Source organism: Natronosalvus rutilus (genome assembly GCF_024204665.1).
In the GTDB taxonomy this organism is placed as follows: Archaea; Halobacteriota; Halobacteria; order Halobacteriales; family Natrialbaceae; genus Natronosalvus; species Natronosalvus rutilus.
The window spans coordinates 2755231-2779362 of sequence record NZ_CP100355.1 but is presented as its reverse complement, the minus strand read 5'-3'; the positions used below and the strand labels follow the sequence as shown (position 1 = coordinate 2779362).

22 protein-coding genes and 1 pseudogene are annotated in these 24132 nt (G+C 56.1%); 9 read left to right on the top strand and 14 right to left on the bottom strand.

Annotated features, from left to right (window positions below):
• Window positions 1-3: 3 nt before the first annotated feature.
• Complete coding sequence (locus NGM29_RS13255; RefSeq protein ID WP_254156780.1) at window positions 4-3279, bottom strand: hypothetical protein; 3276 nt, start codon at window positions 3277-3279, stop codon at window positions 4-6.
• 15 nt (window positions 3280-3294) lie between these two features.
• Window positions 3295-3948 (bottom strand): hypothetical protein, encoded by a 654-nt coding sequence (locus NGM29_RS13250; RefSeq protein WP_254156778.1) that lies wholly within the window; start codon window positions 3946-3948, stop codon window positions 3295-3297.
• Between the two features lie 343 nt (window positions 3949-4291).
• Between NGM29_RS13250 and NGM29_RS13245 the strand changes: the two genes are divergently transcribed.
• The 5 genes from NGM29_RS13245 to NGM29_RS13225 all read left to right on the top strand — a co-directional run bounded on the left by NGM29_RS13245 (window position 4292) and on the right by NGM29_RS13225 (window position 8722).
• Complete coding sequence (locus NGM29_RS13245) at window positions 4292-4483, top strand: hypothetical protein (RefSeq protein ID WP_254156777.1); 192 nt, start codon at window positions 4292-4294, stop codon at window positions 4481-4483.
• Between the two features lie 188 nt (window positions 4484-4671).
• Window positions 4672-5643 carry a glycosyltransferase family 4 protein gene (locus NGM29_RS13240; RefSeq protein ID WP_254156775.1) on the top strand — a complete coding sequence of 324 codons (972 nt, stop codon included), beginning with the start codon at window positions 4672-4674 and terminating at the stop codon, window positions 5641-5643.
• 173 nt (window positions 5644-5816) lie between these two features.
• The gene (locus NGM29_RS13235) at window positions 5817-6575 is read left to right on the top strand and encodes a glycosyltransferase (protein WP_254156773.1); all 759 of its coding nucleotides are present in this window, start codon (window positions 5817-5819) and stop codon (window positions 6573-6575) included.
• The gene (locus NGM29_RS13230) at window positions 6575-7000 is read left to right on the top strand and encodes a GtrA family protein (RefSeq protein ID WP_254156772.1); all 426 of its coding nucleotides are present in this window, start codon (window positions 6575-6577) and stop codon (window positions 6998-7000) included. Before NGM29_RS13235 ends, NGM29_RS13230 begins: the two co-directional genes overlap by 1 nt.
• Window positions 7001-7051: 51 nt before the next feature.
• The gene (locus tag NGM29_RS13225; protein WP_254156771.1) at window positions 7052-8722 is read left to right on the top strand and encodes an ArnT family glycosyltransferase; all 1671 of its coding nucleotides are present in this window, start codon (window positions 7052-7054) and stop codon (window positions 8720-8722) included.
• A gap of 43 nt (window positions 8723-8765) precedes the next feature.
• On the opposite strand, the gene NGM29_RS13220 is transcribed toward NGM29_RS13225, so the two are convergent.
• Together NGM29_RS13220 and NGM29_RS13215 are read right to left on the bottom strand one after the other, a co-directional pair.
• Window positions 8766-9041 carry a hypothetical protein gene (locus NGM29_RS13220; RefSeq protein WP_254156770.1) on the bottom strand — a complete coding sequence of 92 codons (276 nt, stop codon included), beginning with the start codon at window positions 9039-9041 and terminating at the stop codon, window positions 8766-8768.
• Window positions 9038-9457, bottom strand: a complete 420-nt coding sequence (locus tag NGM29_RS13215; protein WP_254156769.1) for a hypothetical protein — start codon at window positions 9455-9457, stop codon at window positions 9038-9040. Before NGM29_RS13215 ends, NGM29_RS13220 begins: the two co-directional genes overlap by 4 nt.
• Before the next feature lie 359 nt (window positions 9458-9816).
• Between NGM29_RS13215 and NGM29_RS13210 the strand changes: the two genes are divergently transcribed.
• Together NGM29_RS13210 and NGM29_RS13205 are read left to right on the top strand one after the other, a co-directional pair.
• Window positions 9817-10857, top strand: a complete 1041-nt coding sequence (locus NGM29_RS13210; RefSeq protein ID WP_254156768.1) for a Cdc6/Cdc18 family protein — start codon at window positions 9817-9819, stop codon at window positions 10855-10857.
• 44 nt (window positions 10858-10901) lie between these two features.
• The gene (locus NGM29_RS13205; RefSeq protein WP_254156767.1) at window positions 10902-12716 is read left to right on the top strand and encodes a hypothetical protein; all 1815 of its coding nucleotides are present in this window, start codon (window positions 10902-10904) and stop codon (window positions 12714-12716) included.
• A 121-nt stretch (window positions 12717-12837) separates the two neighbouring features.
• Here NGM29_RS13205 and NGM29_RS13200 read toward each other — a convergent pair whose 3' ends face one another.
• Genes NGM29_RS13200 through NGM29_RS13190 form a run of 3 tightly spaced genes read right to left on the bottom strand, consistent with a single transcriptional unit; the run spans window position 12838 to window position 14455 of the window.
• A complete protein-coding gene (locus NGM29_RS13200) occupies window positions 12838-13131 on the bottom strand; it encodes a hypothetical protein (RefSeq protein ID WP_254156765.1) in 294 nt (97 codons plus the stop codon).
• A 43-nt stretch (window positions 13132-13174) separates the two neighbouring features.
• Window positions 13175-14125, bottom strand: coding sequence for a hypothetical protein (locus tag NGM29_RS13195; RefSeq protein ID WP_254156763.1), 951 nt, complete (start codon window positions 14123-14125; stop codon window positions 13175-13177).
• A 27-nt stretch (window positions 14126-14152) separates the two neighbouring features.
• Window positions 14153-14455: a hypothetical protein gene (locus NGM29_RS13190; protein ID WP_254156761.1), complete on the bottom strand. Its 303-nt coding sequence runs from the start codon at window positions 14453-14455 to the stop codon at window positions 14153-14155.
• A gap of 314 nt (window positions 14456-14769) precedes the next feature.
• Between NGM29_RS13190 and NGM29_RS13185 the strand changes: the two genes are divergently transcribed.
• Complete coding sequence (locus tag NGM29_RS13185; RefSeq protein ID WP_254156759.1) at window positions 14770-15081, top strand: hypothetical protein; 312 nt, start codon at window positions 14770-14772, stop codon at window positions 15079-15081.
• 429 nt (window positions 15082-15510) lie between these two features.
• Here NGM29_RS13185 and NGM29_RS13180 read toward each other — a convergent pair whose 3' ends face one another.
• From NGM29_RS13180 to NGM29_RS13160, 5 genes and pseudogenes are all read right to left on the bottom strand, one after another.
• Window positions 15511-16809, bottom strand: a complete 1299-nt coding sequence (locus NGM29_RS13180) for a tyrosine-type recombinase/integrase (RefSeq protein ID WP_254156757.1) — start codon at window positions 16807-16809, stop codon at window positions 15511-15513.
• Between the two features lie 52 nt (window positions 16810-16861).
• Window positions 16862-17634: pseudogene (locus NGM29_RS13175) on the bottom strand (tripartite tricarboxylate transporter permease); the annotation flags it as partial.
• 279 nt (window positions 17635-17913) lie between these two features.
• Window positions 17914-18252, bottom strand: a complete 339-nt coding sequence (rpl12p, locus tag NGM29_RS13170) for a 50S ribosomal protein P1 (protein WP_254156756.1) — start codon at window positions 18250-18252, stop codon at window positions 17914-17916.
• Between the two features lie 33 nt (window positions 18253-18285).
• On the bottom strand, window positions 18286-19341 hold the full coding sequence (locus tag NGM29_RS13165; RefSeq protein ID WP_254156755.1) for a 50S ribosomal protein L10: 1056 nt from the start codon (window positions 19339-19341) through the stop codon (window positions 18286-18288).
• Between the two features lies 1 nt (window position 19342).
• The gene (locus NGM29_RS13160; RefSeq protein ID WP_254156754.1) at window positions 19343-19975 is read right to left on the bottom strand and encodes a 50S ribosomal protein L1; all 633 of its coding nucleotides are present in this window, start codon (window positions 19973-19975) and stop codon (window positions 19343-19345) included.
• Between the two features lie 269 nt (window positions 19976-20244).
• Between NGM29_RS13160 and NGM29_RS13155 the strand changes: the two genes are divergently transcribed.
• On the top strand, window positions 20245-20856 hold the full coding sequence (locus tag NGM29_RS13155) for a hypothetical protein (protein WP_254156753.1): 612 nt from the start codon (window positions 20245-20247) through the stop codon (window positions 20854-20856).
• Window positions 20857-20978: 122 nt separating this feature from the next.
• On the opposite strand, the gene NGM29_RS13150 is transcribed toward NGM29_RS13155, so the two are convergent.
• Both NGM29_RS13150 and NGM29_RS13145 read right to left on the bottom strand, forming a co-directional pair.
• Entirely contained in the window at window positions 20979-21455 is a 477-nt protein-coding gene (locus tag NGM29_RS13150) for a 50S ribosomal protein L11 (protein ID WP_254156752.1), read from the bottom strand.
• Window positions 21456-22137: 682 nt separating this feature from the next.
• Window positions 22138-23364, bottom strand: a complete 1227-nt coding sequence (locus NGM29_RS13145; protein WP_254156750.1) for an orc1/cdc6 family replication initiation protein — start codon at window positions 23362-23364, stop codon at window positions 22138-22140.
• Window positions 23365-24132 lie beyond the last annotated feature (768 nt).

Genomic DNA, 24132 nt, shown 5'->3' with positions numbered 1-24132 from the left:
CGCTTACCCCGTTGCCGGCACGGTTGTCGTGGTCACGGTTCCGAGGCGTTCGACATCGGCCTCGAAGGACTCGAAGATGACGAGGATCGTCGAGAAGAACGGGAGCGACGGCCTCGGGATATATTGATCGGCCTTGTGCCAGGCTCGATCTCCCCACCCGGGGTCCATGTCCGTTCGAAGGTAGACTTCTCCGTTACTCGCGGTGTAGCTGACGAGAATGTGTTTCTCCTCTCGCACGAGGACTTCTCCGAAGGTGTTCCCATCGGCCGGAAGCGCGCGCCCATTCCGCCACGCGAGCGTGTCATCGTCGTAGCCGCTCTCGAAGTGCATCAACACCGCCACGTTGCCGTTGATTCGGCTTTCAGACGCCCCCTCGAGTACGGACACGTCGAAGGTGACGTCGTTGGTCGTCACGCCAGCGTCGGGCATGAGGTGGATCTCGCCTGGGATCTCGTCCGATGGGGCGATCACGTCGATGCCGATTTTCGATCCATCTACGTCAACACGGGCGCTCTCGAGATGGTCGCCGATCGTCGCGTGATAGCCGAGTCTGGACTGGCCGATACGGACAGTCGCTCGATCGCTCCGTGATTGCTCGCCCGCACGCACACGTTCTGTGATCTGGAAGATGTCTCCCGAAGTGGACTCTATATACAGTCGGACGTGATAGTCGCCAGCTCCCGAAGTCTTGAACGTCAGTCGATCCTCACCACTCGTGCTCAACGACGACTCGAGCTCGTTCCCATCGGGTCCGAATACCGTCGCATCGACGAGCGAGTCGTAGTTTTCAGTGGCGTCGAGAGAGACGCCAACCGTTTCGTCGGGGCCGGGTGAGAGGTCGGTGAAGTCCACCGCATCGATCTTCGGGGCGGTGCCATCCCACTCGGGATTTGCGATTGAAATGATACCATCGCCGACGCCGTGCTCACCAGCGATTACCAGTTCGAGATCGGCCAGCGTAACCCCGTCATCTATCGGGTAGTTGCTAACGGTGACCGTGTTCGTCCCAGCGAAGCCACCCGTCGGTTCGACGCTAATGTACTCGTCTGGGATGGGTTCGGTCGTGCCGTTCGTCAGCAGATTCACCGCGACGTCGTCTTCGCCCACCCACGATGGGACCTGCCACGTCGCCGTGAGGCCATCATCGCCGAATTCGTAGTCGCCGTCGCCAATACCGATATCTCCAGTTGCCTGCTCGGCGAGTGCCTGCCGGATGGCCTCGAGCTCGGCCTGCATTTCAGCGACGGAGGGATCATCATCGGGATCGTGTAACTCTCGCCCGAGAAGTTCCTCGACTCGGTCCCTGAGTTCCTCGTTTCCATCGACGAGGTTGTAGTAATTCTCGTAGAGCTCGCTCAGTCGTTCGCCTTCGATCTCTTCGATAATCTCGTCCCATCGGTCCTGGTAGACGGATGAATTTAGGAACTCCTCGGTAAGCTGGTTCATCAACTCTTCGAAATCGTCGATACCGTCGAACGGCATCGTATCGAGCTCGTGCATCTCGAGCGTGACATTGTTCGCTGGGACGTCCGTCCGCGTCGGGGCGAGAGTCATCCCAATCGAACCGTTATACCCCATGTCACGAAGACCCCGCAACTGGCTGACAGAGGCACCCAGTTCGCCCTGCAACAGTTCCGGATCGCCTTTGTAGGCCTGGACCGCAGCCTTTTGTACCGGTCGCTGGACGTTGAGCTCGTAGTAGCCGTTTTCGTCAGTAGTAGTCGTCGTCCGTGTGAGGGAACCACTTTCGATAGTGCTCTGGATCTCTTCGGACCAGTCAGTGAGTCGATTGGCTTCATCACGAAGATCTGACTGAATGGCGCTCACAAAGTCGTCCGGGTCGCCGATTGCGAACACGTACGAACTTTCGGGCTGTCCCTCTGGATAGACGCGGTAGAAGTGGTTTCTCGGCAACGATACCCGGACAGCCTCGTGATCTTTCTTTGCAAGCGAGTATGTCGGGTTGACGTCCTCGGCGATGACCTCGGTCTCGCGTTTGGTTTTGTCGACGGCTTCTCCGGATGGGGATATTTGCTCTATGACGACCGTTCCAGAGGTTGTCCGTCCGGGGAGCTCTCTGTCTATGGCGTCCTCGCGATCGGTAACTGTTCCCCCTACGTCGGTCGGATCCCAGATCGAGAGGACGAGATTCCGCTCGTTGGTTTGGACCGACGGCGCTCCGAGATCGGGGTCGATCTCCGCTCCGTCGCCCCACGCCAACTTTGTTTTCCAATTGTGTTCGGCGTTCAGGTCCCAGTCTTCGCGTTCGTGGACCGCGATATAGTTCCATTCAGAAGCCTGGGCTTCGTCGACGAGGCCGCCAGATCCAAGCATCTGGAGGTCAGAGTCCCAGTCGTTCGGGACCATGTTCTCGGCTTCATCGAGGAGTCGATCCGCTTCTGCTTCGAGATCGTCGGCCTGATTCTCGAGGCCATCAAAGTTGACACCGTAGGCTTCGACGGTCGCATTCGAAACCGGGTCACCGTGCCGGTTCAGGACTTGACCAGAAATGGTATGACCTCCTAAGTCCACATGGTCGATCAAGACCTCTCTTCCATAATCTCCGTTGCCAGCATTGGCGTAGAAATACCCTTCAAAATTGTTGAAGTCGCGAACCATCTGCCATTTCTCAGGCTCCTTCGTTCCAGATTCCCATACTTTTGCCCGGGCAGTTCCAGAATCTACCTGAATCCTCCAGTCAACCCACATATCGTGATGGGCACCCTCGATATATTCGCCGTGGTCCTCTGGGTTTTCACCCCAATCAGTTGTTAGAGAGACACTGTCGTATTGCTTACTAAAGGTGAGGAGGAGCCTATCCTCAAGGTCCTCCGTTCGAACACCTATCCGAGACCGTTGTGTGGAATTATCCTCGAATCTTGAAGTCCCCTGAATCTCGAAGTCATCAGAGAGTTTGAGAAGAGGACCACTGTCGAACAAGATATCTCCCTGTTCTCCTGACCCGCCAGAATCATCCAAACGTAGAGATTTTCCACCGTAAAATCCCTCATCGACAACTGAGACAGCGTCGGGATTTCTCACAGGGGTCCACCCCTCATAATCCCCGTCTTCGAAATCGTCATAGTGTCTGACAGTCGTGTTCTCGGTGGAACCGTCACCACTGCCAGTGCTGCCATCGTCAGTTTCGGCAGCCATTACGCCCGCTCCTGCCATTGCCGGGAGCGACAGTATCAGGAGCACGCTGAAGACGATCGCCTGAAATTGGTGGCGTGACGGCAGCCAGCGTTTATGCGTCGCTTTCGAGTCTTTGGTTGTCATTGGTATGAGTCTCCGTTATTTCCGCCTGAAATCTCGCTTCTTGTCCTCCCGCAGGATGTTTGGGAGGAAGATCCACTCTGCCACCCGCCGCATGATTTGGACGTCGTGAAGCTTGCCGCGCTGTTTGAGCTTCTGAGCGCCCTCTTCGATATCTCGCTGGTTTCGTGGTGGGACGTCTACCGCCCAGATGTTCGCGCTCACGTACCCGACGAGTTCGAGGAGTTTGTCCTTCGGCCGATCACGGATAATACCGCCGTAAGTGAGGTGGCCGTACTCCTCGGAGTAGCGCCACCGTTTCGAAGAGGGTGCCTTCTTTTCCATCTGGCTTCGAGCGGTGACCTGGCTGTTTGCCGTCGGTGGGTAGACCTCCGGATCGGTGAGGTCGGCCCTGATTCCCTCACTTGAGTGCTGACCGTTCTCCGTCGGTTCGCACAGGGCGACCGGATCCAAAAACGGCTCTTGAGACGTCTGCTTGAGCCAGAGGTGCGCGAGCGACTCGATTTTCTGCTGGGTGACCGCGTTGCCGTTTGGATCGTGGCCGACGAGATCCTGTTTCTCTGTCTCGTTGTCGGTGTCTGATTCGCCCCAGTGGTCGTAGCGGGCGTACTGTGCACGAGCGTGAGACGCGCGAGTCGCGGACTCGTCACTATGGGCGGATGAGGTTGACATTGGTATCGTGGAAATCTGAGCGGTTGTCCGTCGGTTCTTAGAAGCGTAGCTATGTACCACGGCCGTTTTACGGGCCGTAGAGCCTCGTCAAATCGACCACCAAGCAGGGCGATGCCGATTCAGAGTCCGATCCAATACGGCCCCTTTCCCGGACACATGTCGTTGACGATGACCGTTATTGTATTGATAAACTCCCTAATACATGAAGGTTCCGGGGCTAATCGATTCTATTCGACTGTTTTCGAATGGTTTCGAAACAATTCGATTATTCCCCATTTACTTCAGTTTCAGTGAGCGCAACGGAATGGACTAGATTATTGGCCCGCCACTTCGTGGGTCGCGTATGGGCGACGAGCCCGACGGTGACGACGAGAAGGTTGGATTCCATCTGACGATTCCGAAAGACGCCGCCGACGAACTACTCGCGAGTACGCCATCGGCGAACGACTACCAGGACGCCGTCAAACGCGCGATCGACACTCATCTCGAGATACACCACGCGCTCGAAGTCACCGTCGTGAAAAACCGAGAGTAAGCAAGCCCGTAACCTGCCAGGGAAGACGGGCCTCAACAGTGGCTACGCTCTCATTCCCTAAAGCCGTTCGGTGATCCACAGCATATCACGACTCAAGATTCGATTCTGCCAATAGATTTAGGAGAGGTGGGTGTTAATTTGCTTTCATGACAGTTGGATTGTTTTTAGGGCAACAATGTCCTCCGAACATGGAAGCCTATCTCGATTCGTTACCCGACCGGGAAGAAGGGATATCCTCATTCGATGTTTTAGTCGACCAGGACCTCGAGATGCCAGCATGGATCCTCGAGGATGAACGGTTTTCCGTCTGCCGGTATGAGATCGGTTCGCCATCAGGAACCGACATTATCAAAGCCTGTATGAGTGCTGTCAAAGCATACATTCAGGATCACGATCCAAAAGAAGTGCGACAGATTACACAGCCTCGTTGGCATGCCCCAGGCGTCCTTTTGGGTTCACGTGGAGAATCTGTTCGAGCGTGTACGAGAGTCTCCCAGTCGAATTTTACTGAGTACGGACAGTCTAGCGGGGTTTCTCAGGCCAAAGACTATCTCGTGAACAACATTATCGGCAAGAGTGTCTTTCTTGCAGATAGGGTTTACACTCCGCTGTACGGTGGAGTAAAGATTCCCTGGTGGTCGAGTGCAGCGCTAATTGAAGAGCCTCGAATCGCGTCACCTGGCCGATTCAATCCTGATGTCGACGCTATCGACTCGGTTTTCGTCCAGGAATCGAGACGTGTCCTCACCGTTGGTCGAATTAGCTATAAGAAGGGAGTTGATCTCGTCTTAGATGCCGCTGAACTGCTCCCTGACTGGGAATTCGTGCTCGTCGGTCCGGCTCGAGACGATGACCTCGTTGATCGAGCAGCCCGCCTCCCGAATGTTTTTCACCACGGATCAGTCGACTACGTCGAGATGCCCAGATACTACGCTGCCTGTGACGTACTTCTTGCACCATCACGCGTCGAGTGGGGTGGGATTTCCCGTTCAATGCTCGAGGCCATCGCCAGTGACCGGGATGTCATTGCATTAGATCTGGGTGACGCCAACCAGATCGCGATGACTGTCACCGATTCAGCTACTGAGATTGCACAGTGTCTGAGGGATATTCCAATCGAGACCGAAGAGCCTATGCCTGAGACCCAGGCACAGATATAAACCTATATCGAGGCCAACAAAGTTATTACTGACCTGTTTGAATTACTGATAATGAGCTTGGCTATAAATATCATTCCTTTTATAAATGGGCCTCCGTTGGCTATTGTTCTTGTGAAATCGGTTGCAACACAAGGTAGGCCAGAAATCGCTAATGGATTTCGGAGTTATCACTAATGGCTACGATAGGTATTGTGATTCCGGCTTTTCGACCAGATCCTGATAGGCTTGTAGATTACATTAAAAAAATTCGGGAAGGTATCACGGTTGACGAGATACGGGTAGAGCTCGATGATCCGAAGTCTGAGAGCGTGGTTGAGCAGATCAGTCAAGAGAGTGTATCAGTCGCCACATCATCTACACGGCGTGGGAAAGGGATGGCCATTACTTCTGGGTTTGAAGAGCTAACCACGGATATAATGATGTTCCTTGATGCTGATGGATCAACACCAGTCAAATCCGTTCGAAAAATCTTAGATCCTATTCGTCGGGGAATTACTGACATTAGTGTTGGTTCTCGTCGCCATCCAGAGTCTAACATAACGAGTCATCAAACCACAGTACGCCGGTATCTCGGAGATTTTTTTGCACTCGCTGCCGGGGTTGCACTCCCGGTGAAATTAAATGATTACCAATGCGGGGCAAAAGCGATTACATCTTCCGCATGGAAACAGATTCGAAATCACCTTTACGAGGATAAATTCGCGTGGGATATTGAAATGCTATCTGTAGCCAGTTCATTTGATCTCAAGATATCCGAAATCCCCATCACCTGGAACGATTATCCTGGATCGACAGTAGATCCGTTTAGCACTGTGTTCGATTTTGCTCGAGCATTATTGACAATTCGTCATCGGTCTTTGAGAATAAAGGGTCATCCGATTCATTCAGCCCTTCCACAAAGCAACCATAGACCTCTTCTGAGTGACGATTAATGGAACTCGCTAAAAACATTCATTCAATCGCGTCAGCTCCACGGTTCAATCAATTCCTCAGTGTTGGTGTGGCGGGTGCTATCATTGACAATGTCGCTCTCCTAGCTTTTGTTGAGTTCATTTCGCTTGAGCCCCTCTTATCAAAGGTGATTGCTGCTGAGATCGCAATTATTATAATGTTCTTAATAAATGACAAATGGACTTTCTCGGATTTTGGCTCCGATAACATGTGGTCACTCTTCCGGCGATTTGCCAAATCGAACGTCGTAAGAAGCGGCGGCGTGGGAGTAGCTCTGTTGACCCTATTCGTTCTTCATAATATTCTCGGAGTTTGGTATTTGGCCGCCAATATAGTCGGAATAGGTGGGGGATTTTTCGTCAACTACTGTGCTGAGAGCCTCTTTACCTGGCGCGTCCAACAATGATTTGAATTGGTCTCCAATAGAGTTATGAATTACTTGAGTTCAATCCAAATCATGGATAATTCGATTTCTAAGGATCGATTGTTGTCTCCCCACTTGGCGATCGTGATAGGCGGGATTGCTGTTCGAATAATATTTTGGCTCCTTTACCCGCCTATTTGGAAGTCATACTCCGTCTTCATCCCACTACGTGGTTCCGCATTGTCGTACATGGCTGGGTTTCAGAGCTATCACCCGCTCCGAATGCCCTTCTATGACGTCGCAGCTGCTGTGTTTTTCCTACCTACAGAGGGGCTACTTGGTATAAAAGCAGTTACTCTATTCTCGTTGATCGTGTCATGTGTGGGGGTTGTGGCTTTCAATCTGGGTGCAAGAAAGCTATTCTCTGACAGGATTGGTCTGTATGCCACTGTTATGTTCGCCTTCTATCCTAAATTCGTGATAATGACGGCCAGAGGTATTCCAGAAGCAGCCGCAATCAGTATTATTGGCTGTATGTTCTACCCGCTGGCTATAGGGTTCGAGACGGGGCGTTCTCGCTATTTTCTGGTTTCAGGGGTAGCCGCTCTCTTTGCATATCTCATGTATATGCCTGCCGTTCTAGTTGGGATCGTCACGACATTATATCTGTATGTCCGGCATCAGAACGAGACCACAGGCTTTCTGCCGGAATTGAAAACAGCAGCATTCGCCCTCCCTTCTTTTATTGTCGGCGTTTTATATTTGATATACGGCCCCCTTAGTGTAGCACTCTCAGCCACAACTGGGTCTGCAATCGGGTTTGGAAGTCGACCGCTTTTCATTAACTCCTATGGTGTGATTGAGAAAAGCGTCAGGTATGTTGGATACACGTTTATCGATTTTTGGTGGCACCAACGCGGATGGGATGCAGAGAATCACATTTTTGAGCGTATCGGGTCGATTGCTGATCTTCTCGGAATACTCTTCATCCCTGCCGCTATTTTCTGGATTTCAGTCGTTGTGATGCTTACTGGTTTGGTGTTCGCTGGAATCGCGGCGCTATACCGTCAGAAAACCCCTGAGACACTCTGGTTGTTTAGCTGGTTAATCGTTTTCGTAATCCTCTACAACGGCAAGAATATTGGTTGGGTCGGCGCTTTTATGACACGACAAGTATCACCGATTCTCCCAGCAATATGTATTGTCTTTGGGGTTGGAGCAGCAACACTATATGATCGATACTCGGGACGACTCTCTAATTTCCAATCCAGTCAGGGACCCTTTAGCGTGCCAAAGACCCTCTCGGTGTTTTTCGTTTGTTGCCTCTTTTTGAGTCTGCTAGCTGTAGGCGGGGTTCATGGATCGTTCACTGCTAGTGACGCATCCGATACACAAAACGAAATACGAGAAGTGCGTCAAGCAGTCGGACCTGATGACCAAATTGGTGTCGTTGACTCCTATAGCTATTATAGAACAGTGTTATACTCAAATGGCGAGCTCTGGCCGACAGTTTTTCTGACTCCTGAAGAATTAGAACAGGATACCTTGTACTTCAGCTCGCTAGCTGATATTCAATCTCAGGAGGACATGGATCGGTCGGGCGTGAGATACGTGTATATTTTAAAAAAGTGCGATGGTTTCGACTCCAATCAGCAGGCACTAATTGATAGCGCACCTGCTATTGAATTCGAACACGAGATACAGAGCACTGGATGCAATACCAAATCTGTTCTCTTAGATATGGATTCAGACAGTACAGAATAGAGTGCTTCTTCTATCTGTGTATTTTCCCGCTACAACGAATTTGCTATTTCGACCGATCCACGACCGTAGCCCCACTGAGGACTAAACGCGAGCGCCCGGCCGGCGAGATCGACGGTTCGAGCTGGCCCTCGACGAGCCAGCCGTCGCCATCGAGGCCGTGTTCGTGGCACCCGAAACAGCGCGTCGCCTCGAGCGTGCCGTCCTCCAAGAGGACACACTCGACGAGTGCGTTCGGTCGGAGTGTAGTTCCGCAGGTCGTACACCGCGTCGATTGGCCGGCGTCGACGATGGCCTCGAGTACGGCCCGTTCGGGCGTCATCGATACTGCTCGAGACGCGCTTTCGCGTCCTCGAGTCGGCAGAACTCCGGGTGCGGGTCGTCCGGCTGGAGGAACGTCAGTCCGTCCTCGACGTCCCAGCGCGGCCGTTTGGATTTACCGAACCCGACGCGCTCGTCGTAGCTCGCCGAGACGACCCACAGGCCGCTCTCGTCCAGACCTTTGACCGAGGCGCCGAATCGATTCTCGCTGAAGAGTACGAGATCGACGCCCGTCTCGTCGCGGACGTGCTCGATGGTCGAAAACCAGTCGCCCTGTTTGATGGTCGAGATGCAGCGATCGCCCTCGAGCAGTTCGCGGATGCGCCGGACAGTGGTGCGGGAGTGTTCAGCGCGGCGGATCAACTCAAGTGGTTCGTCGTCGATACCTTTTTGCGTCGGTGTCTGTGACTGACTCATAGCTTTCTGACCTCAGAAAGCAGTTGGTCGCGTGGTTCCAGCACGCGGCCGGGATTCCTCCCGAACCAACTCCTTTCTAGTTAGTTCTCTAGATCGCTACCACCTTATAGATTGGTGTTCCTCTCGGTTTTCTGGTATAGTGTATCGAGGCTACCGGGTACCGGATTTTTGAATGTCCTACCAGAACGCATATCTATTTTTGCGGTCGCCATCGCGAACAGCGCTCGTGCGCCGACTGACAGCCCAGATCGGTCGTAAATCGACTCGAGTCGCAGGCGAATACCTACGCGCGCCTGGAGGAACGAAACGTACGAAACCGGACCCCTATCTATTTCTGACAGTCACGCCGACCAACGGGTATGATCGTCACAGACAGGTTGGTTCGCAACCGGGAGGTCCTCGAGGACGATACCCAGCCGGAGGACGTCCTCCACCGCGATGGCGAAACCGACCATCTCATCTCGCTGTTGTCGCCGCTCACCGCCGGCGGCAGCGCCTCGGGTGCGTTCATCTACGGCCCGCCAGGAACGGGCAAGACCGTCACCGCCCGCCAGATTTTCGATGAACTACACGAGGAAGCCGACGTCGCGACCGCCGAAGTCGACTGCTGGTCGGATCACTCTCGGCGCCGAGCGCTATTGGCGATCCTCAACGGGCTCGACGACGCGACAGCGATCAACGCCGAGAACGCTGCCCCAGGCGATCTTCTCCACCGGATTCGGAACGCCGTCGACGGACCCGCCGTCGTCATGTTCGATGAGGCCGACCAACTCGAGGATTTCACCGTGTTGAGGGACGTCTACCAGTTACCCGATGTCACCATGCTCTTGATCGCCAACAAAGAGCACTCCGTGTTCGGGAATCTCGAGCCGGGCCTGCACTCCCGGATCGGCACAATGCATCGGATCAAATTCGATCCGTATCACGACGAGCAACTGGTGGAAATCCTTCGCGAGCGCGTCCGCGTCGGTGTCCACGATGGTGTCGTCGACGACGACCACCTGGAGGAGATCGCCGACGCCGCAGCTCGCGACGCGCGGGTAGCGATCAATATTCTCCGGGTGTCTCTGGATCTGGCGACCGCTCGCGAAGAGGAGTCGCTCTCGGAGGCGATCATCGACGACGCCATCCCGATCGCCCAGCGAGATATCGCGAAGGCGCGGGTTAGCGCGGTCACGCGTGAGCAACGCCAGTTGCTCGAGGCGCTCCTCGAGATCGAGCCGGCGAAGATTGGTGAGATTTACGAGGTCTACGAGGCAGAGATCGGGGATAAAACCAAGCGGACGATCGGTAACTGGCTCCGGGATAAGTTCCCGCAGTACAATCTGGTTCAGAAGGATTCGTCCGCGAGTCCGACCGAGTTCGAGCTCACCCAGGCTGCGCGAGACGTGCTCAAGTAGAACGCCCAATACACCTATTAGTTAGTGTTTCTGACTTTCCATGAATGGATACAAAGCGGATTGTTGTGGTAGTTGCTCTGGTGGGAGTCCTTTCGACAGGCGCGCTCGCGGGCGCTTCAATTGCTGACCCAGATGGTGACGGAATATCAGTCTTCTCGGAACTTCGAGATGGCACGGACCCATTGGATGAGGATACCGACGGAGATAGTCTGAGTGATGATTTAGAGGGCGAACATGGAACCGATCCGACTGAACCCGATACGGACGGCGACGGCCTTGACGACGGTCGGGAAGTGTATCTGGTGAATTCGGACCCAACGAACCCCGATACTGACGATGATGGTCTTTCCGATGGTGAAGAGGTTGATGAGTACGGCAGTGACCCGCTTGAGGCCGACACTGTTGGGAACGGTATCGAGGATGGTGAAGAGGTGCTTGCCCACGGGACAGACCCCTCGCAAAAGGATTCTGACAGTGACGGATTAAGTGACGTCGCCGAGATCAATGAACACGGTACTGACCCGACCGAGAGGGATACCGATGGTGATGGGTTAAGCGATGGGGCGGAAGTCAACGACCACGAAAGCGATCCCCTCGAGGCCGATACTGATAGCGACGGTCTCGACGATGGTGAGGAGGTCGATTACGGTTCCGATCCGGTCAAGGCAGACACTGACGGTGATGGCCTCTCCGATCTCGACGAGATCGAAGCCGGAACCGATCCGGGAGAACGTGATACCGATGGCGACGGCCTCGAGGACAACGAGGAACTCACACTCGACACTGATCCCACCTATTCCGATACCGACGGTGACGGCCTCGACGATCGTGAAGAGGTCGAGATCGGCACCGATCCGACCGAATCGGACACCGATGGCGACACGGTCCCAGATGGGAGGGAAGTACACGAGCACGACACCGACCCGCTCGATGGAGATACAGACGGTGACGGCCTCAGTGACGGAGACGAAGTTCGCCATAATACCGATCCAACCGAGACCGATACCGACGGCGACGGACTCGACGATTACGAGGAAGTACGAGAGATAGAGACCGATCCAACCGAAGAAGATTCCGACGGCGATGGCCTCAAGGATGGCAATGAGGTTGACATTGGATCTGACCCACTAAACGCGGACTCCGACGACGATGGCCTCGAGGACGGCAAAGAGGTGCACGAATACCAAACTGACCCGGTAAACAAAGATACGGATGGGGACGGCCTCGCGGACGGCGCCGAAGTCCACAGACAAGATCTATTCCCAGATGCGGATCCGCTTCGAACTGATATCTACGTTGAAGTTGACCAAATGCAAGGGGGAAGTCTCACAGTATACGATACCAGGCCTATCGTCCAAGAGTTCAAAGACGCGCCAGTAGAAAACCCAGATGGATCGACTGGGATTGACTTACATTTCATCTTCGATGAGACCGTTCCCGAAGAACCATCAACGGACACAGATAGCCTCTATGACTACCAGGAAGAATATTTTGACAAATCGGGATATGCATATCACTACCTGCTCGTCGCCAGTGATGTAGAGGGGAGTGAGGAATCATCGAATGTCGTAGGCCTTGGAGGGTACGGCTCTATGGTGGTCGAAGAACCCAGATATAATGAGATTGGATCTGTCGTGATGCACGAGCTAGGTCATTCCCTGGGGCTCGGATTTGGATCGGGTGAATTTGAGGGGATCGACTCGACGAAGTACTCCTATTCCCAGTATCCGAGCGTCATGAACTACAACCACCCAAGCGGATCTTACGGCTATTCTGACGGAAGTGCAGGCCCGAACGACTTCGATGACTGGGGCTTTATTGAAGAAAGTATGTTTATCCCATCCAGCTGGAGGATATAGCAACCCGAGTTCATTCGAGGGGATTGCTCCTTGAGTTCGTTCCGAAAAACATAATCAGCCAGCAGGACCCGAACTAGAGAAGTGGTGTATTAGTAGTGACTACCGATAATGTGGCCTAGAACTATGAATCGGACTTCCGGCGCTTTCGGCGTTTCCCTTTGGAAACACGTTGTCCTCTGAAGGACATATTTGAAATCCGCTCTTTTCGATCTGGATTTTCCGATTCTTTCTTCCGGAGTTCTTGAATTTGGTGAAGGATTTGACCTTCCTCTCTAGCGAGAGCGTTGAGGTCATCGATAATCTCTCCATCTTCTGAATCTACATACTCCTTACGTACCTCTCGCTTTTCGCTGCGTATCCTGCGCAATTCTCGCCTCAATTCGCGCAATTCGCGTAAAGCTTGAGAGGTGCTCATAGTTGTGTATAGGCGAGGGCTTTGTATATAAGTATGTGGTGGTTCAGAAGAACTGGTTTCTCAGTTTCTCTTTACAGAATGCGATTTTACGGCCCCAGAAAGAGACATGCCACCAGCGAGCAATCTGTTTCGGTAAATCTGCCCAGATCACTAACCCGATGAGAAGCAAGTGAACTAACCATACCGGTTCTGGTGCTGGTAATTCTTCGATGGAGTCAAAAACACCAATAGCCAGATATGTTATTCCTGCAATTAGCGAAAGTGTGGTTGCAGTACTTAGTGGAGTGTTTCGGATGTTCGTTTCGTTATTAAACTGAATCCAATCCGAGTAACTATTTGTAAGTACGATATGCAATTCGTGTTCCGTGAAATTTTCATCGGTAATTGTGTCCAAGTCGGCTGGCTGAACACCTGGGAGATACTCTGAGGCGGTATAAGTTAGCGCTGCGAACGTCGTAGACACGAACAAAAATAATAATCCAATAACCAAAAAATCGCTATTGAAGTCTTCTAACCTGAGTCCATCTGTCTGAGGGGCTATCGAAATAGCTGTGAGGATCAAACCGAACAAAAGCACGTTGAGCCGAAGTATCTTGGCTGCTTTTGAATCCATATCATTTAACGATTGGATCTGATGATCGATCGTCTCTCGAGCTTCATCTATACCTTTTTCCAGTGCATTGAGGTCAGGTTCGTCCTCTAAAACGAAATCTGATAATGCCAGTTGAGAGGGGTTAGACGTGTCTTCATCGATAGTATTGCTCTCGATAGGATGCTCGAATATCTCGCCATCTAGGTATGCCCGTCCTGCTTCCGTGAGTTCGTAATAGCCCCACTTGACGGGTTTGATGAAGCGGTACTTTTCGAGCACTTTGAGGCGATCGAGAATCTGCCCGTAGGATAGCTTCTCGAGATTGAGTGCTAGCCCAGAGGCGGTCTGCGCTGAGTCTGTCTTTCGAAGGTGGAGTAAAATCGTATCGTCAGCCGCGTCCATCCACAGTGGTCGCGTCCGCGTCATCCATCAGTCCTCCTCGTCTTCGAGCTCGTCGGCGTTGAGTTCATCTCTTAAGAACTTGTAGCTCTGTTCTATCGGGCGGTAGGCCGCCTTGTCTGGGTGCTTCTCGAGTAATCCGTGATCAGCAAGTTCTCGGCACCGGTTTGAGATATGCCGCCTCGTGTATGGGAGATTCAGCGCCAGCGTCGGGGCCTTCACCCAATCACCTCCGTATTCAACGATTTTCTTCACAATCGGCCTATCTGAAGGCCGCATCCAGTCGACGCTGTGGTGCATTTCGTCGTCTGCATCGTTCGGTGAATCACCCATAGTAGTGTATGATGTGAGTTTTTCAACACCTATAGTAGTATCTTTTGAATACGATTCCGTAGTCAAACTTTAAGTGGGAGTAACATAAAGAGGGTGCTGTCAGCGAATACGACCGGCTCACGGCTCTACAAGTTGTGGGAAATCCCTGCGCCCCCACGCAGGGACAGGTGATCGTTGACGCAAACGAGGCCAACACCATGACGAACGGATCACCCATACAAAACTATACTACCGGTAAATCGCCAGACGGCGCGGCACGAAACGGACGAAACGGGGGCCCCGCGCTTAATAGTAGGGTCAGTCTACATCATGGTATGGCCGTCGAAACGCAGAGTGCGACCATCGCGAACGCGATTGCAGATACCGCAACGATCGACCTCGCGGACTTCGTCCCCGGCGTCCCAAGCGGCACTGACGTCGAGGTCACCGTCGCCGGCGATCGCTCGAGTTACACGATCGACTTCGAACGGCGCGCAGATCGCTACGTCATCAAGGGCGCTTCCGGAAGCGCGGAGTTGACTGCCGTCTACGGTGATGGCGTCGGCCGCAAGCCCGATCGCGTTCCCGACTGGATCGTGGCCGTGCTCGCAGTCATGGATATCAACGAGGTGTCTGTCCAGCGGTGAAGTACGACCGACGCATCGACTCCCCGTCGTTAGGGCGGCGGGCTCGAAACAACCCGGCATCCGTTAGGGCGGGTGCCCGTGGCAGTGACACTGCCTCTACGTACCCCTGGAAATTGAATGCAAACTTCGACCAACGATAACCCCGTCCACGGACCGGGCGACCGGTCACGATATAGCAACGCAACACACCCATGAGTCACAGCTATCAGAAATCGACCGACCAGGTGCTCGATGCGATTCGAACTGACGATTCAGTTCGATCCGACGTCGAGACCCTTGCCGAACGGGAAGACAAATTCGGCGCACTCGCACGTGTCGTGATCGATATTTCCGATGGAGAAACGCCGTCGGCTGTCGATTGCGAACGCGCAGGCCTCGAATCGCTCCCCAAACTCGCACAAGAGCTGTAAGATGGCCGTCGACTACGGGTCAGATGTCCCCGGAGTCGAGTTTGTCAGCGATAGCGACTGGATCATCGATCGCCGTCAACACCTTCCGCAACGCCCGACGCTCGTCGGCAGTGAAATCCCGATCGCCACCCACAGCCTCGTCGATCACTTCATCTCGCGTTTCGGCCAACTCGTTCTCGACGTTCTTGAGTGTCGGCGCGAACAGTTCGTCACAGGCCGGACATCGACGCCAGTGATCCTCGAGCAACTCCCCACAGGTCGGACAGCTATCGGGGGTGAGCGATTGAGCTTCGTTCTCGTCTCTGTACCCCAGTTGCGCCTCGGCTTTGCGAACGTAATCGTCGTTCGTCACGTGCGCGTACGTCGTCTCGAGAACGGTGCTGTCTTTGGCGACACCCATCAGTGCCCGAAGCGTATCCGAGTCCAGGCTGTACTCTCGTTTCATCACCGTCACCCAGTAGTGACGGAAATTGTGGGGGTTCACCGGCTTTTCAACACCTGCTCGTTCAGCGATCCGCTTGAGGTGGTTGCGGACACCCGGTTCGCTCCACGGTTCGTCCATCTTGGTTTTCCAATGATCCGGATCGCCGATGAAAAAGGGCTTCTCGGGTTTGCCCTTGTGAGGGTGGTTCTGTTTCCACTCTCGGACGTACTTTCGAGCGCCGAACATCGGCCGCTTTCGCCCGCGCTTTCGCGCGCCTTTCAGTCCATCTACCTCGTCGTTCAAGTAGATGTACCCCTGCGCATAGTCGACGTCTTTCATACGAAGTGTCCGCAGGGCTGTGAGCCGCTGGCCAGTGTAGACCAACAGTTCGAGCAATGCACGATCACGGTAGCCCTTACAGGCTTCGCGAAGTGCGTCGACCTCCGCGTCAGTGAACATATCCTGTTCGTCGTGGCGCGGCTTCGAACGCTCTGTATAGGAGTCGATATCGTCAGGAAACACGCCGAAGTCGTGATATCGGTAGAAGGTCTGTGCAGCCGCCTGGTAGCGCATCAGCGTGGTCTTTGCAAGCCCTCTCTCGTCATGCATCCGGTCGATGAACTCGTTGAACTCCTCAGCCGTACACGCCAGCAGATCGAGACCACGCTGTTCACAGAGGCGCATCGCTTGAAGGTAGTTCTCGATCGACCGGGGCTCGAGCGTTTTGATGGTGCCCTTGTCGTCGATATACTTCCGTCGTGTAGTCGTTTTATCGAGAGCGTCGGCCCATTCGAGCAGCGCATCTCTCGTTTCTGTATCGAGCTCGCCATCGTCGAACATCTCGTCGACGATGTCCTTTTCATGATTCAGTCGGTCACGGGGCGTTTGGGCCATCTCTCTGTCCTAGGATTCACAGGTGTTGACATATGTTTTGCTGTTTATCCTAAATTGCGAAGATCGTGTTCGCGGTGTCGACGCCGCTCGTCGCCACGATGTAGCTCCGGGCGGTGGCTCTGGGAGGACGACGAGAACAGCGACTGCGGCGATCGCCGCGGAGATGCCCGGCAAGTAGCCGACGACGGCACTGGACAGTGCGCCGGCGACAGCCGTCACCAGAAGTAGCGGTCGGGACATTCGGAGAATCGTTCCTCCCTGTGGCGGGACGCCACCGCCCCGAACGGCGTCGATCAACACCGGCGCACCGAAGAGACCGGCGAAGCGACGCCGCCACGTGGACTCAGAGAGTACGAGGGCGAGAACGATCACCACGAGCAACACCGAGAGGTTGGCCCGTATCTGGGGGTAGACGGCAGTGACGGCGACGATCACGGGAATCGCGAGCGGAATCGCCACGAGGACTGCCAGCAGGCTCCCAACTGCCGAGAGCCGAATCGCCTCGAACCCCCGGCCCTCGAGTACCAGCTGGTGGCCCGGTAGCGCCGTGACGGCCTTCTCGGCGTCGGGGACCCCGAGTGCCATCGCCGGGACGGCGTTCAGGAAGGTGTGGACGACGCCCGCCGAGAGCATCGCACAGCCGACGAACAGCGTCGGCCCCGGAACCGAGGGGGTGACGCCTGCGAGCAGGAGCGCGAAGTTGTTCGCGTGCAGCCCGGGAATGAGGCCGCTGACCGAGCCGAGAGCGGCACCGCCGAGAATCCAGCACAGGAGCGCGGCCGTGAACGTCGGGTCCACGGTCACCTCGAGGAACGCCTGTGCCATTGGTCACGTCTGGGCGCGTTTCAGTACTTAAACTCGAGTAGTGTGCAATGGTTGCTCGGCGAGAGCAGTCAATAGTCAAAATAGGTGCAATAGGTGGAAACTTAACAATAGATGAGATGGCCAGTCTGACCAACATCACTAAAAAGGCGACCAACCCCGTGGTAGCGCAAGTGCTTCACCAGTGGCTGTAGCTCGACTGTGGCTGCGGTTGCGACTCTCGTTACGTGTCACGGCATCGCGCCAAAAAATCGATGTGACTGTGAAACGTCGAGACCCGACTTAGCCGAAGAGTTCGCCGAGGCCCTCGCCGCTGGCCTCCTCTTCCTCGTCATCGTCGTCGTCCGTCGTGTCCGGGACGTCGCTGGTCTCTTCGGCTTCCTCGGCCTCGCCCTCGTCGTCGGCGGCGGCCGCACCGCCGGCGGCAGCGCCGGCAGCAGGGACCGCAGCGGCCTCGGAGACGGCCTCGTCGATGTCGACGTCCTCGAGCGCGGCGACGAGCGCCTTGACGCGGGACTCCTCGACTTCGACGCCGGCGGCCTCGAGCACGGCGATCAGGTTGTCTTCGTTGATCTCTTCGTCGGTCTCGTTCAGGATGAGTGCTGCGTAAACGTATTCCATTGGTGTAATCCTCGTAGTGTGTTTGTATCTGTGTTATCCGAACATTGCGCCGAGTCCTTCCGCGCCGTCACCGTCGTCATCGTCCTCGTCTTCGTCATCGTCAGCGGCCTCGGACTCGTCGCCGTTCTGGTCGTCGCTCGATTCTTCTTCCGCAGATCCTGCCGCACCCGCGTCAGCAGCGGGGGCCTCGACGCCCTGGAGTTCCTCCGGGAGCGCCTCCTCGTCGTCGATATGGGCCGCGATCGCGCGCAATTGCGCGTCGGCCTTGCGGACGAGGTCGGGCATGAGGTCGTCGTTCTCGATCGCCGCGTGGAGGCCGAGGCTCTTGGCCTCGCCCGTCGCCTTCGCGATGATCGTCGGCATGGTCTGGGCCGTCGGGTAGCCCGCGTTGATCGAGAGGTTGCGTGCGAAGGCCGCGGCCGTCTGCACGTCGCTCTCGTAGGCCTCGACGTCGATGTCGAGGTCCTCGGGGTCGAACAGCACGCCCTCGGAGAAGACGGCGCGCAGGTCGAGACCCACTTCCTTGGGCTCGATGCCGAGTTCGTTGAGGACGTTCGCGAGATCCGCGGACACTTCCTCGCCGGCCTCGAGGACGGTCGAGTCCTCCATGACCTGGATCGAACCCTCCTCGATCCGGGCGTTGGCCCCGACCTGCTGGAGTTCGCCCACGAACGGACCGGGGTCGACCCCGGTGTCACCCTCGGGGATGACGATGTCGTTCGGGGCCACCTCGCCGGCGTTGATCGGCGCAGGCGTCTTCGAGGCCTCGAGTTCCTTGTACAGGGCGAACGGGTTCGCGTTCGTCGCGACGAGGCCGACCTGTCCGTCGACGTGCTCGACGAGGTCGTCGAGTCCGCCGGACTCGAGCGCGCGCGTCTGCAGGGTGTTGCGGCTGACGCGGACCACGGCGGTACCGTGGAGGCCGCGACGCATGTCCTGCAGCTGCTTCGAGGGGATCCCGGTGATGCCGATGACGCCGACGCTCTCGTAGTCCTCGATGAGGCTCTCGAGTTCGTCGACCTCCTCGCGCTTCCACTCGGGAAGGTTCTCGGTCTTGCGCTCGGCTTCCGCCTGTGCTTCGGCGCTCATCTCAGGCCACCTCCACGGACGGGCCCATCGTCGTCTTCACGTAGACGGAATCGATGTTCTGGGGGCCCTTCTCCAGGTCGGCGTGCAGGCGTCGGAGGATGACGTCGATGTTGTCGGCGATGTCCTCGGCGCCCATGTCCTCGGCACCGACGCGCGTGTGGAACGTACGTCGGTCCCGCGAGCGAACTTGCACGGTGTTTTTCAGTCGGTTGACCGTCTCGACGACGTCGTCGTCGGGCGAGAGCGGGTCCGGCATCTTCCCTCGCGGGCCCAGGATCGTCCCCAGGTGCCGCGCAATGTCCTGCATCATCGCCTCTTCGGCGATGAAGAAGTCGGTTTCGTCCGCCAGATCTTTGGCGTCGTCGTCGTCCAGATCGGCCACGTCGCTCCCCGAAAGGACCTGGTCCGCAACCTCCTCGGCGCGGACGGCGGTCTCGCCTTCGGCGATGACGATAATTTGGGTCTCCTGGCCGGTTCCAGACGGCAACACGACGGACTCGTCGACACGATTCGACGGTTCGTTGAGGTCTAGATCGCGCAGATTGATCGCAAGGTCGACCGTCTCGGTAAAGTTCCGATCGGGCGCGTCCTCGAGTGCGCGAGTGACTGCTGTTTCGATATCCGAATTTGCCATCGTTCACCTCCGTAGTACGCAGGGTATGCTCCTACGGGTCAGTGAAACAGGCCATGCCTGTCTCGCTTTGAGAAAGTGTCATGGCGAACTTAAACCCGTCGAACTCTGCGCCTCGAGGAGCGAGGAGTTTCGTGGCCTCGAATTGATCCAGCCTCGACGCAATTCAAGTGCGCGGTTCGCCCGGCTGATTCAGAAAGCCGAATAATTAGAAATTGTGAATGTGCAACTGACCGAAATATACATTATGGTGGCAGATGTAGAACGCGACAATGGGGCCGGTAGATTTATACGCTATCGTTGGGGGCGTCGGGGGAGAGGGCGAGAGCGGATCAGTTCACGTCTACGAACAGGCGGTCGCGGTGTTCACCGGGCTGTCAGCGCTCGAGCAAGCCGCGATTCAGGCCGTCGCGATCGTCCTGATTGGCGGGGTCGCTCTCGGAATCCTCCGATATTCGGGGACGAAGACGCTCGAGGTTTCCAGACGGAGCCCGGTCATCTCCCTGTGTATCGGTCTTCCAGGTGCGCTCGTCCTCGGCGGCCTGTTCTACACTGGCATCCTGCTTTCGTCCTCGGCGGTCGGAATTTTCTTCGCGATTCCACTCGTCGCCATCGGCGTGATCGTGCTTCCGGTGAGTGCAGCGCTCGGCTACGTCGCCATCGGGGCGACGATTGCGACGCGAGTCGGCCTGTCTCGGACCGCCGTCTGGGTGATCGCAGGCGGCCTCCTCGGTGGGGTTACCGCGCTCGTTCCGGTTCTCGGGATCGCACTCGTGACGATAGCCACCGCGCTGGGGGTCGGTGCCGGTACTCGAGTGCTCGTCGGGAACGGTGGCGTTCGCCAGCCAGAGGAACGGGTCGTTCCACCGGCGAACAAGGTGTAGGCTCTCGAGCGATTGTCGCGTCACCCTTCTTTACGCGATGTGGCGAATCGAGGACGGTAGCGGCTGCTACTCGAACTACCGACTGTGATGGAGAAGTGGGTGACAGCTCGGTGCTCTGATCGTCACTCGACGAGAACGTCGTCGTACTCGCCGTCGTCGACCTTCGCTTTGAACTCGCGAGCGTCGACGCCTTCGATGGTAACGCCCATCGAAGCGCAGGTACCGACGACCTCTTTGGCCGCGTTCTTCGTGTCGTAGGCGAGCAGGTCGGGCTTCTTCTGCTCGGCGATCGTTTTGACCTGGTCGATCGAGAGGTCGGCGACGAAGTCCTTCTGCGGTTCGCCGCTTCCCGTGTCGAATCCGGCCTCGTCCTTGACGAGGGCGGCCGTCGGTGGGACACCGACGTCGATCGAGTAGCTGCCGTCGTCTTCGTACTCGATGGTAACCGGCACTTCGGTGCCGTCGAAGGCCGCAGTCTGTTCGTTGATGTCGTTGACGACCGCCTGTACGTCGACGGGCGTCGGTCCGAGCTCGGGACCGAGCGGCGGGCCAGGATTGGCCTGGCCACCCGGTACGAGCGCTTCGATGGTTCCAGCCATACCCGAATGAATCCTCGCTCGAGTTTTAAGGGTTGCCATTCGGTCCAGTCCGGCCCGATAAACGTGTGAGAGGATGTCGTAGCGAGTGAGACGAGACGAAGATTCCTCGATGAGACTGTGCTGAGTCGGATCGAAGGGGAGCTACTCGGAGGGTATCCGTGACCCACCCACCCCACTGTGTCGAGTGTTTCCCTGCGTCGGCGGGGAACGGTCAGAATAAGAGAAGCCGTCCAAAATATTCGGACATCTGGGTGACCCTCCCCACCGTGTCGAGTGTTTAATCGGGCGACCGTCCGTCTCGGATCACATTCAGGCGAACGAGGGTGAATATCCGTCGGATCGAGGGCAGGGGTCTGCAGGTTACACCCCCACCCCACTGTGTCGAGTGTTCTGCCAACGCTACTGGTGGGTCGAACGGAGGGGGACTCGAGGGGCTGTTAGGGAGCATCTCAAAAATTGATGGAAGACCGGAATAACTCGACTGGTAGGGTCGATGGAAGACGACGCCTCGACGACTGGGATCTTTGGAAGTCCACGGCGAGTAAACGGATCAATTGAGGTCGACGGCGACTCGAGTTTGCGATCTAATCAACCCGAACAGACGAGTAGCCCGCAATCGGGTAGCTTTCGTTCAGGCGGTTGTCGATCATCGTACTTCTCGCAGCCACCGTAATCCCCATAGTCACCGTAATCCACGCAGTTTCGCACCACGAACCGCCTCGAGCGAGATGTCGACGTCCTCGAGTTCGTCGACGACGTCGAGGGCCAACTCGAGGGTCACGTCGAGATCGTACTCGTAGTACTGCCCGCCCGATCGACCGTGATTGCGGGCGTACCGCTTCAAAATCCCTTGCATAGCCAGATCGGAGAGGTGGTCGTGCATTCGTCGACGGACGAGGGGCTTCGTCCCGAACCGCTCGGCGATCGCCGAGTACTCGGGGTAGATTTCGCGAACGCGGGCGGGCGTCTCGTCACTAATCGCGATGCTGAGCACCGCCGCCAGCGCCAGGTGACCGTGTCGGGTCAACTCCATCATTCCCTGCCGGATCTGTCCGCGCTCGAGCGCCTGCTGGGCGTCGCGAACGTGCGATTCTCTGATGGTCGTCTCGTCAGCCGCACGCGTGATGTCCCCTGCCTTGTAGAGCAGATCCAATGCCTGTCTCGCACTGCCGGTGTCCTGGGCGGCGAGTGCTGCACACAGCGAGAGCACGTTCGTCTCGTAGGCGGTTTCGTACAGGGCGTTCTCCGCTCGCTGCTCGAGAATCGAGCGCAACTCGCCGGCGGTGTACGGCGGAAAGTGGACTTCCTCCTCACAGAGCGTGTCCTTGACCTTCGGGGAGAGACTGTCGTGAAAGCTCAAGTCGTTACTGATGCCGATGATGCCGGGTTTGACCGACGAGAGATAGCCGTTCGCGCGAGCGCGCGGAAGTTCGTAGAGGATGCCGTCGTCGTCGCCGATGTGGTCGATTTCGTCGAGGACGATCAGGACGGTGCCGCCGATGCTCTCGAGTTCGGTGTAGAGCATGTCGAAGACGGTCTGGCGCGGGTAGCCGGTGGTACTGATCTGTTGACTCGGTGGTCGCAGTTCGTTGACGAGATTCGCGGCGACCTGGTAGGAAGAGGAGAGGTTGTTACAGTTGAGCCAGACGACGGTCAACGCGACGTCATCGTAAGCGTCGACGTCTCGCTCGAGATGGGAGAGGAGATAGCGGGTGACGGCCGTCTTCCCGACGCCGGCCTTGCCGTAGAGAAAGAGGTTTCGTGGCTGTGCTCCGTTGATGACGGGCTGGAGGGAAGCCATGTACGTGTCGATCTCTTCGTCCCGTTCCTGGATCGACTCCGGTTGATAGTCCTCCCGTAGCACGTCCTCGTCGGAGAAAATCGACGTGTCCCGATCGAACAGCGGCATTAGTTGGACTGCTCGCTGCAAGATATATAAAACCACCGTGTCGAGTGCGTCGAGTGTTCAACGGACGTCTTCGGTCGTCCCTACCGCCCCTTGATGAGGCGGACACCCCACCGTGTCGAGTGTTTCGGAGCTCCCTAGGACCTTGATCTGTTCGTCCTCCCTGGTCGACCTCCGGCACGTCACATGTCGCATAGTGGTCCTAGCGCGTCGCGACTGATCGTATCGAGAGATCACGAACGTATCGAGATATCAGATAGACTGTCTCGATACCGAGTTCAGATCTCGAGTCTTCCACTGTATGCGTAGCCGGGAAACACTCCTTCCAGTGACGTACACTTGATTTCGGATTTCTCATCCGACGGTCTCGATGACTCATTTGCGTTGGCGGTCTCGATGAGCCATCCGAGTGAATCGCTCGTTGCGTTCTGTTAGCGGGAGTTTGCGTTCGATGATGACTATCTTTTCGATGTTGTGATGCCGACGTGATTTTCTTCGTCGGTGACGTTACTATCACCCTTCCGTGCCAAGAGACTCACCGTCGAGGTACCGTCCTCTTTCAGACCACCTCTTCGAAGGCGCCTCGAGTCCACCCACCCCGGCCTCCCTCATCGAAGACGTCTCGACTTTTGCTCGCTTCGCAGACACCACCCCCCCCCTAACCCGAAACACTCGACAAAGTGGGGTCTCTCACCCCACCACCCCCTCAACCGACGGCCGTCCCACACTCCCAAAAACACTCGACACGGTGGGGTGGGACACCTCATGAAA

What these genes read in the sequence shown, in the direction of transcription:
- NGM29_RS13145 (WP_254156750.1), bottom strand. Translation starts at nt 23,364, where the DNA reads ATGCCGCTGTTCGATCGGGACACGTCGATTTTCTCCGACGAGGACGTG.
- NGM29_RS13210 (WP_254156768.1), top strand. Translation starts at nt 9,817, where the DNA reads ATGATCGTCACAGACAGGTTGGTTCGCAACCGGGAGGTCCTCGAGGAC.
- NGM29_RS13200 (WP_254156765.1), bottom strand. Translation starts at nt 13,131, where the DNA reads ATGAGCACCTCTCAAGCTTTACGCGAATTGCGCGAATTGAGGCGAGAA.
- NGM29_RS13220 (WP_254156770.1), bottom strand. Translation starts at nt 9,041, where the DNA reads ATGACGCCCGAACGGGCCGTACTCGAGGCCATCGTCGACGCCGGCCAA.
- NGM29_RS13230 (WP_254156772.1), top strand. Translation starts at nt 6,575, where the DNA reads ATGGAACTCGCTAAAAACATTCATTCAATCGCGTCAGCTCCACGGTTC.
- NGM29_RS13150 (WP_254156752.1), bottom strand. Translation starts at nt 21,455, where the DNA reads ATGGCTGGAACCATCGAAGCGCTCGTACCGGGTGGCCAGGCCAATCCT.
- NGM29_RS13225 (WP_254156771.1), top strand. Translation starts at nt 7,052, where the DNA reads ATGGATAATTCGATTTCTAAGGATCGATTGTTGTCTCCCCACTTGGCG.
- NGM29_RS13165 (WP_254156755.1), bottom strand. Translation starts at nt 19,341, where the DNA reads ATGAGCGCCGAAGCACAGGCGGAAGCCGAGCGCAAGACCGAGAACCTT.
- NGM29_RS13195 (WP_254156763.1), bottom strand. Translation starts at nt 14,125, where the DNA reads ATGGACGCGGCTGACGATACGATTTTACTCCACCTTCGAAAGACAGAC.
- NGM29_RS13235 (WP_254156773.1), top strand. Translation starts at nt 5,817, where the DNA reads ATGGCTACGATAGGTATTGTGATTCCGGCTTTTCGACCAGATCCTGAT.
- NGM29_RS13190 (WP_254156761.1), bottom strand. Translation starts at nt 14,455, where the DNA reads ATGGGTGATTCACCGAACGATGCAGACGACGAAATGCACCACAGCGTC.
- NGM29_RS13240 (WP_254156775.1), top strand. Translation starts at nt 4,672, where the DNA reads ATGGAAGCCTATCTCGATTCGTTACCCGACCGGGAAGAAGGGATATCC.
- NGM29_RS13245 (WP_254156777.1), top strand. Translation starts at nt 4,292, where the DNA reads ATGGGCGACGAGCCCGACGGTGACGACGAGAAGGTTGGATTCCATCTG.
- NGM29_RS13215 (WP_254156769.1), bottom strand. Translation starts at nt 9,457, where the DNA reads ATGAGTCAGTCACAGACACCGACGCAAAAAGGTATCGACGACGAACCA.
- NGM29_RS13185 (WP_254156759.1), top strand. Translation starts at nt 14,770, where the DNA reads ATGGCCGTCGAAACGCAGAGTGCGACCATCGCGAACGCGATTGCAGAT.
- NGM29_RS13160 (WP_254156754.1), bottom strand. Translation starts at nt 19,975, where the DNA reads ATGGCAAATTCGGATATCGAAACAGCAGTCACTCGCGCACTCGAGGAC.
- NGM29_RS13180 (WP_254156757.1), bottom strand. Translation starts at nt 16,809, where the DNA reads ATGGCCCAAACGCCCCGTGACCGACTGAATCATGAAAAGGACATCGTC.
- rpl12p (WP_254156756.1), bottom strand. Translation starts at nt 18,252, where the DNA reads ATGGAATACGTTTACGCAGCACTCATCCTGAACGAGACCGACGAAGAG.
- NGM29_RS13205 (WP_254156767.1), top strand. Translation starts at nt 10,902, where the DNA reads ATGGATACAAAGCGGATTGTTGTGGTAGTTGCTCTGGTGGGAGTCCTT.
- NGM29_RS13250 (WP_254156778.1), bottom strand. Translation starts at nt 3,948, where the DNA reads ATGTCAACCTCATCCGCCCATAGTGACGAGTCCGCGACTCGCGCGTCT.
- NGM29_RS13155 (WP_254156753.1), top strand. Translation starts at nt 20,245, where the DNA reads ATGGGGCCGGTAGATTTATACGCTATCGTTGGGGGCGTCGGGGGAGAG.
- NGM29_RS13255 (WP_254156780.1), bottom strand. Translation starts at nt 3,279, where the DNA reads ATGACAACCAAAGACTCGAAAGCGACGCATAAACGCTGGCTGCCGTCA.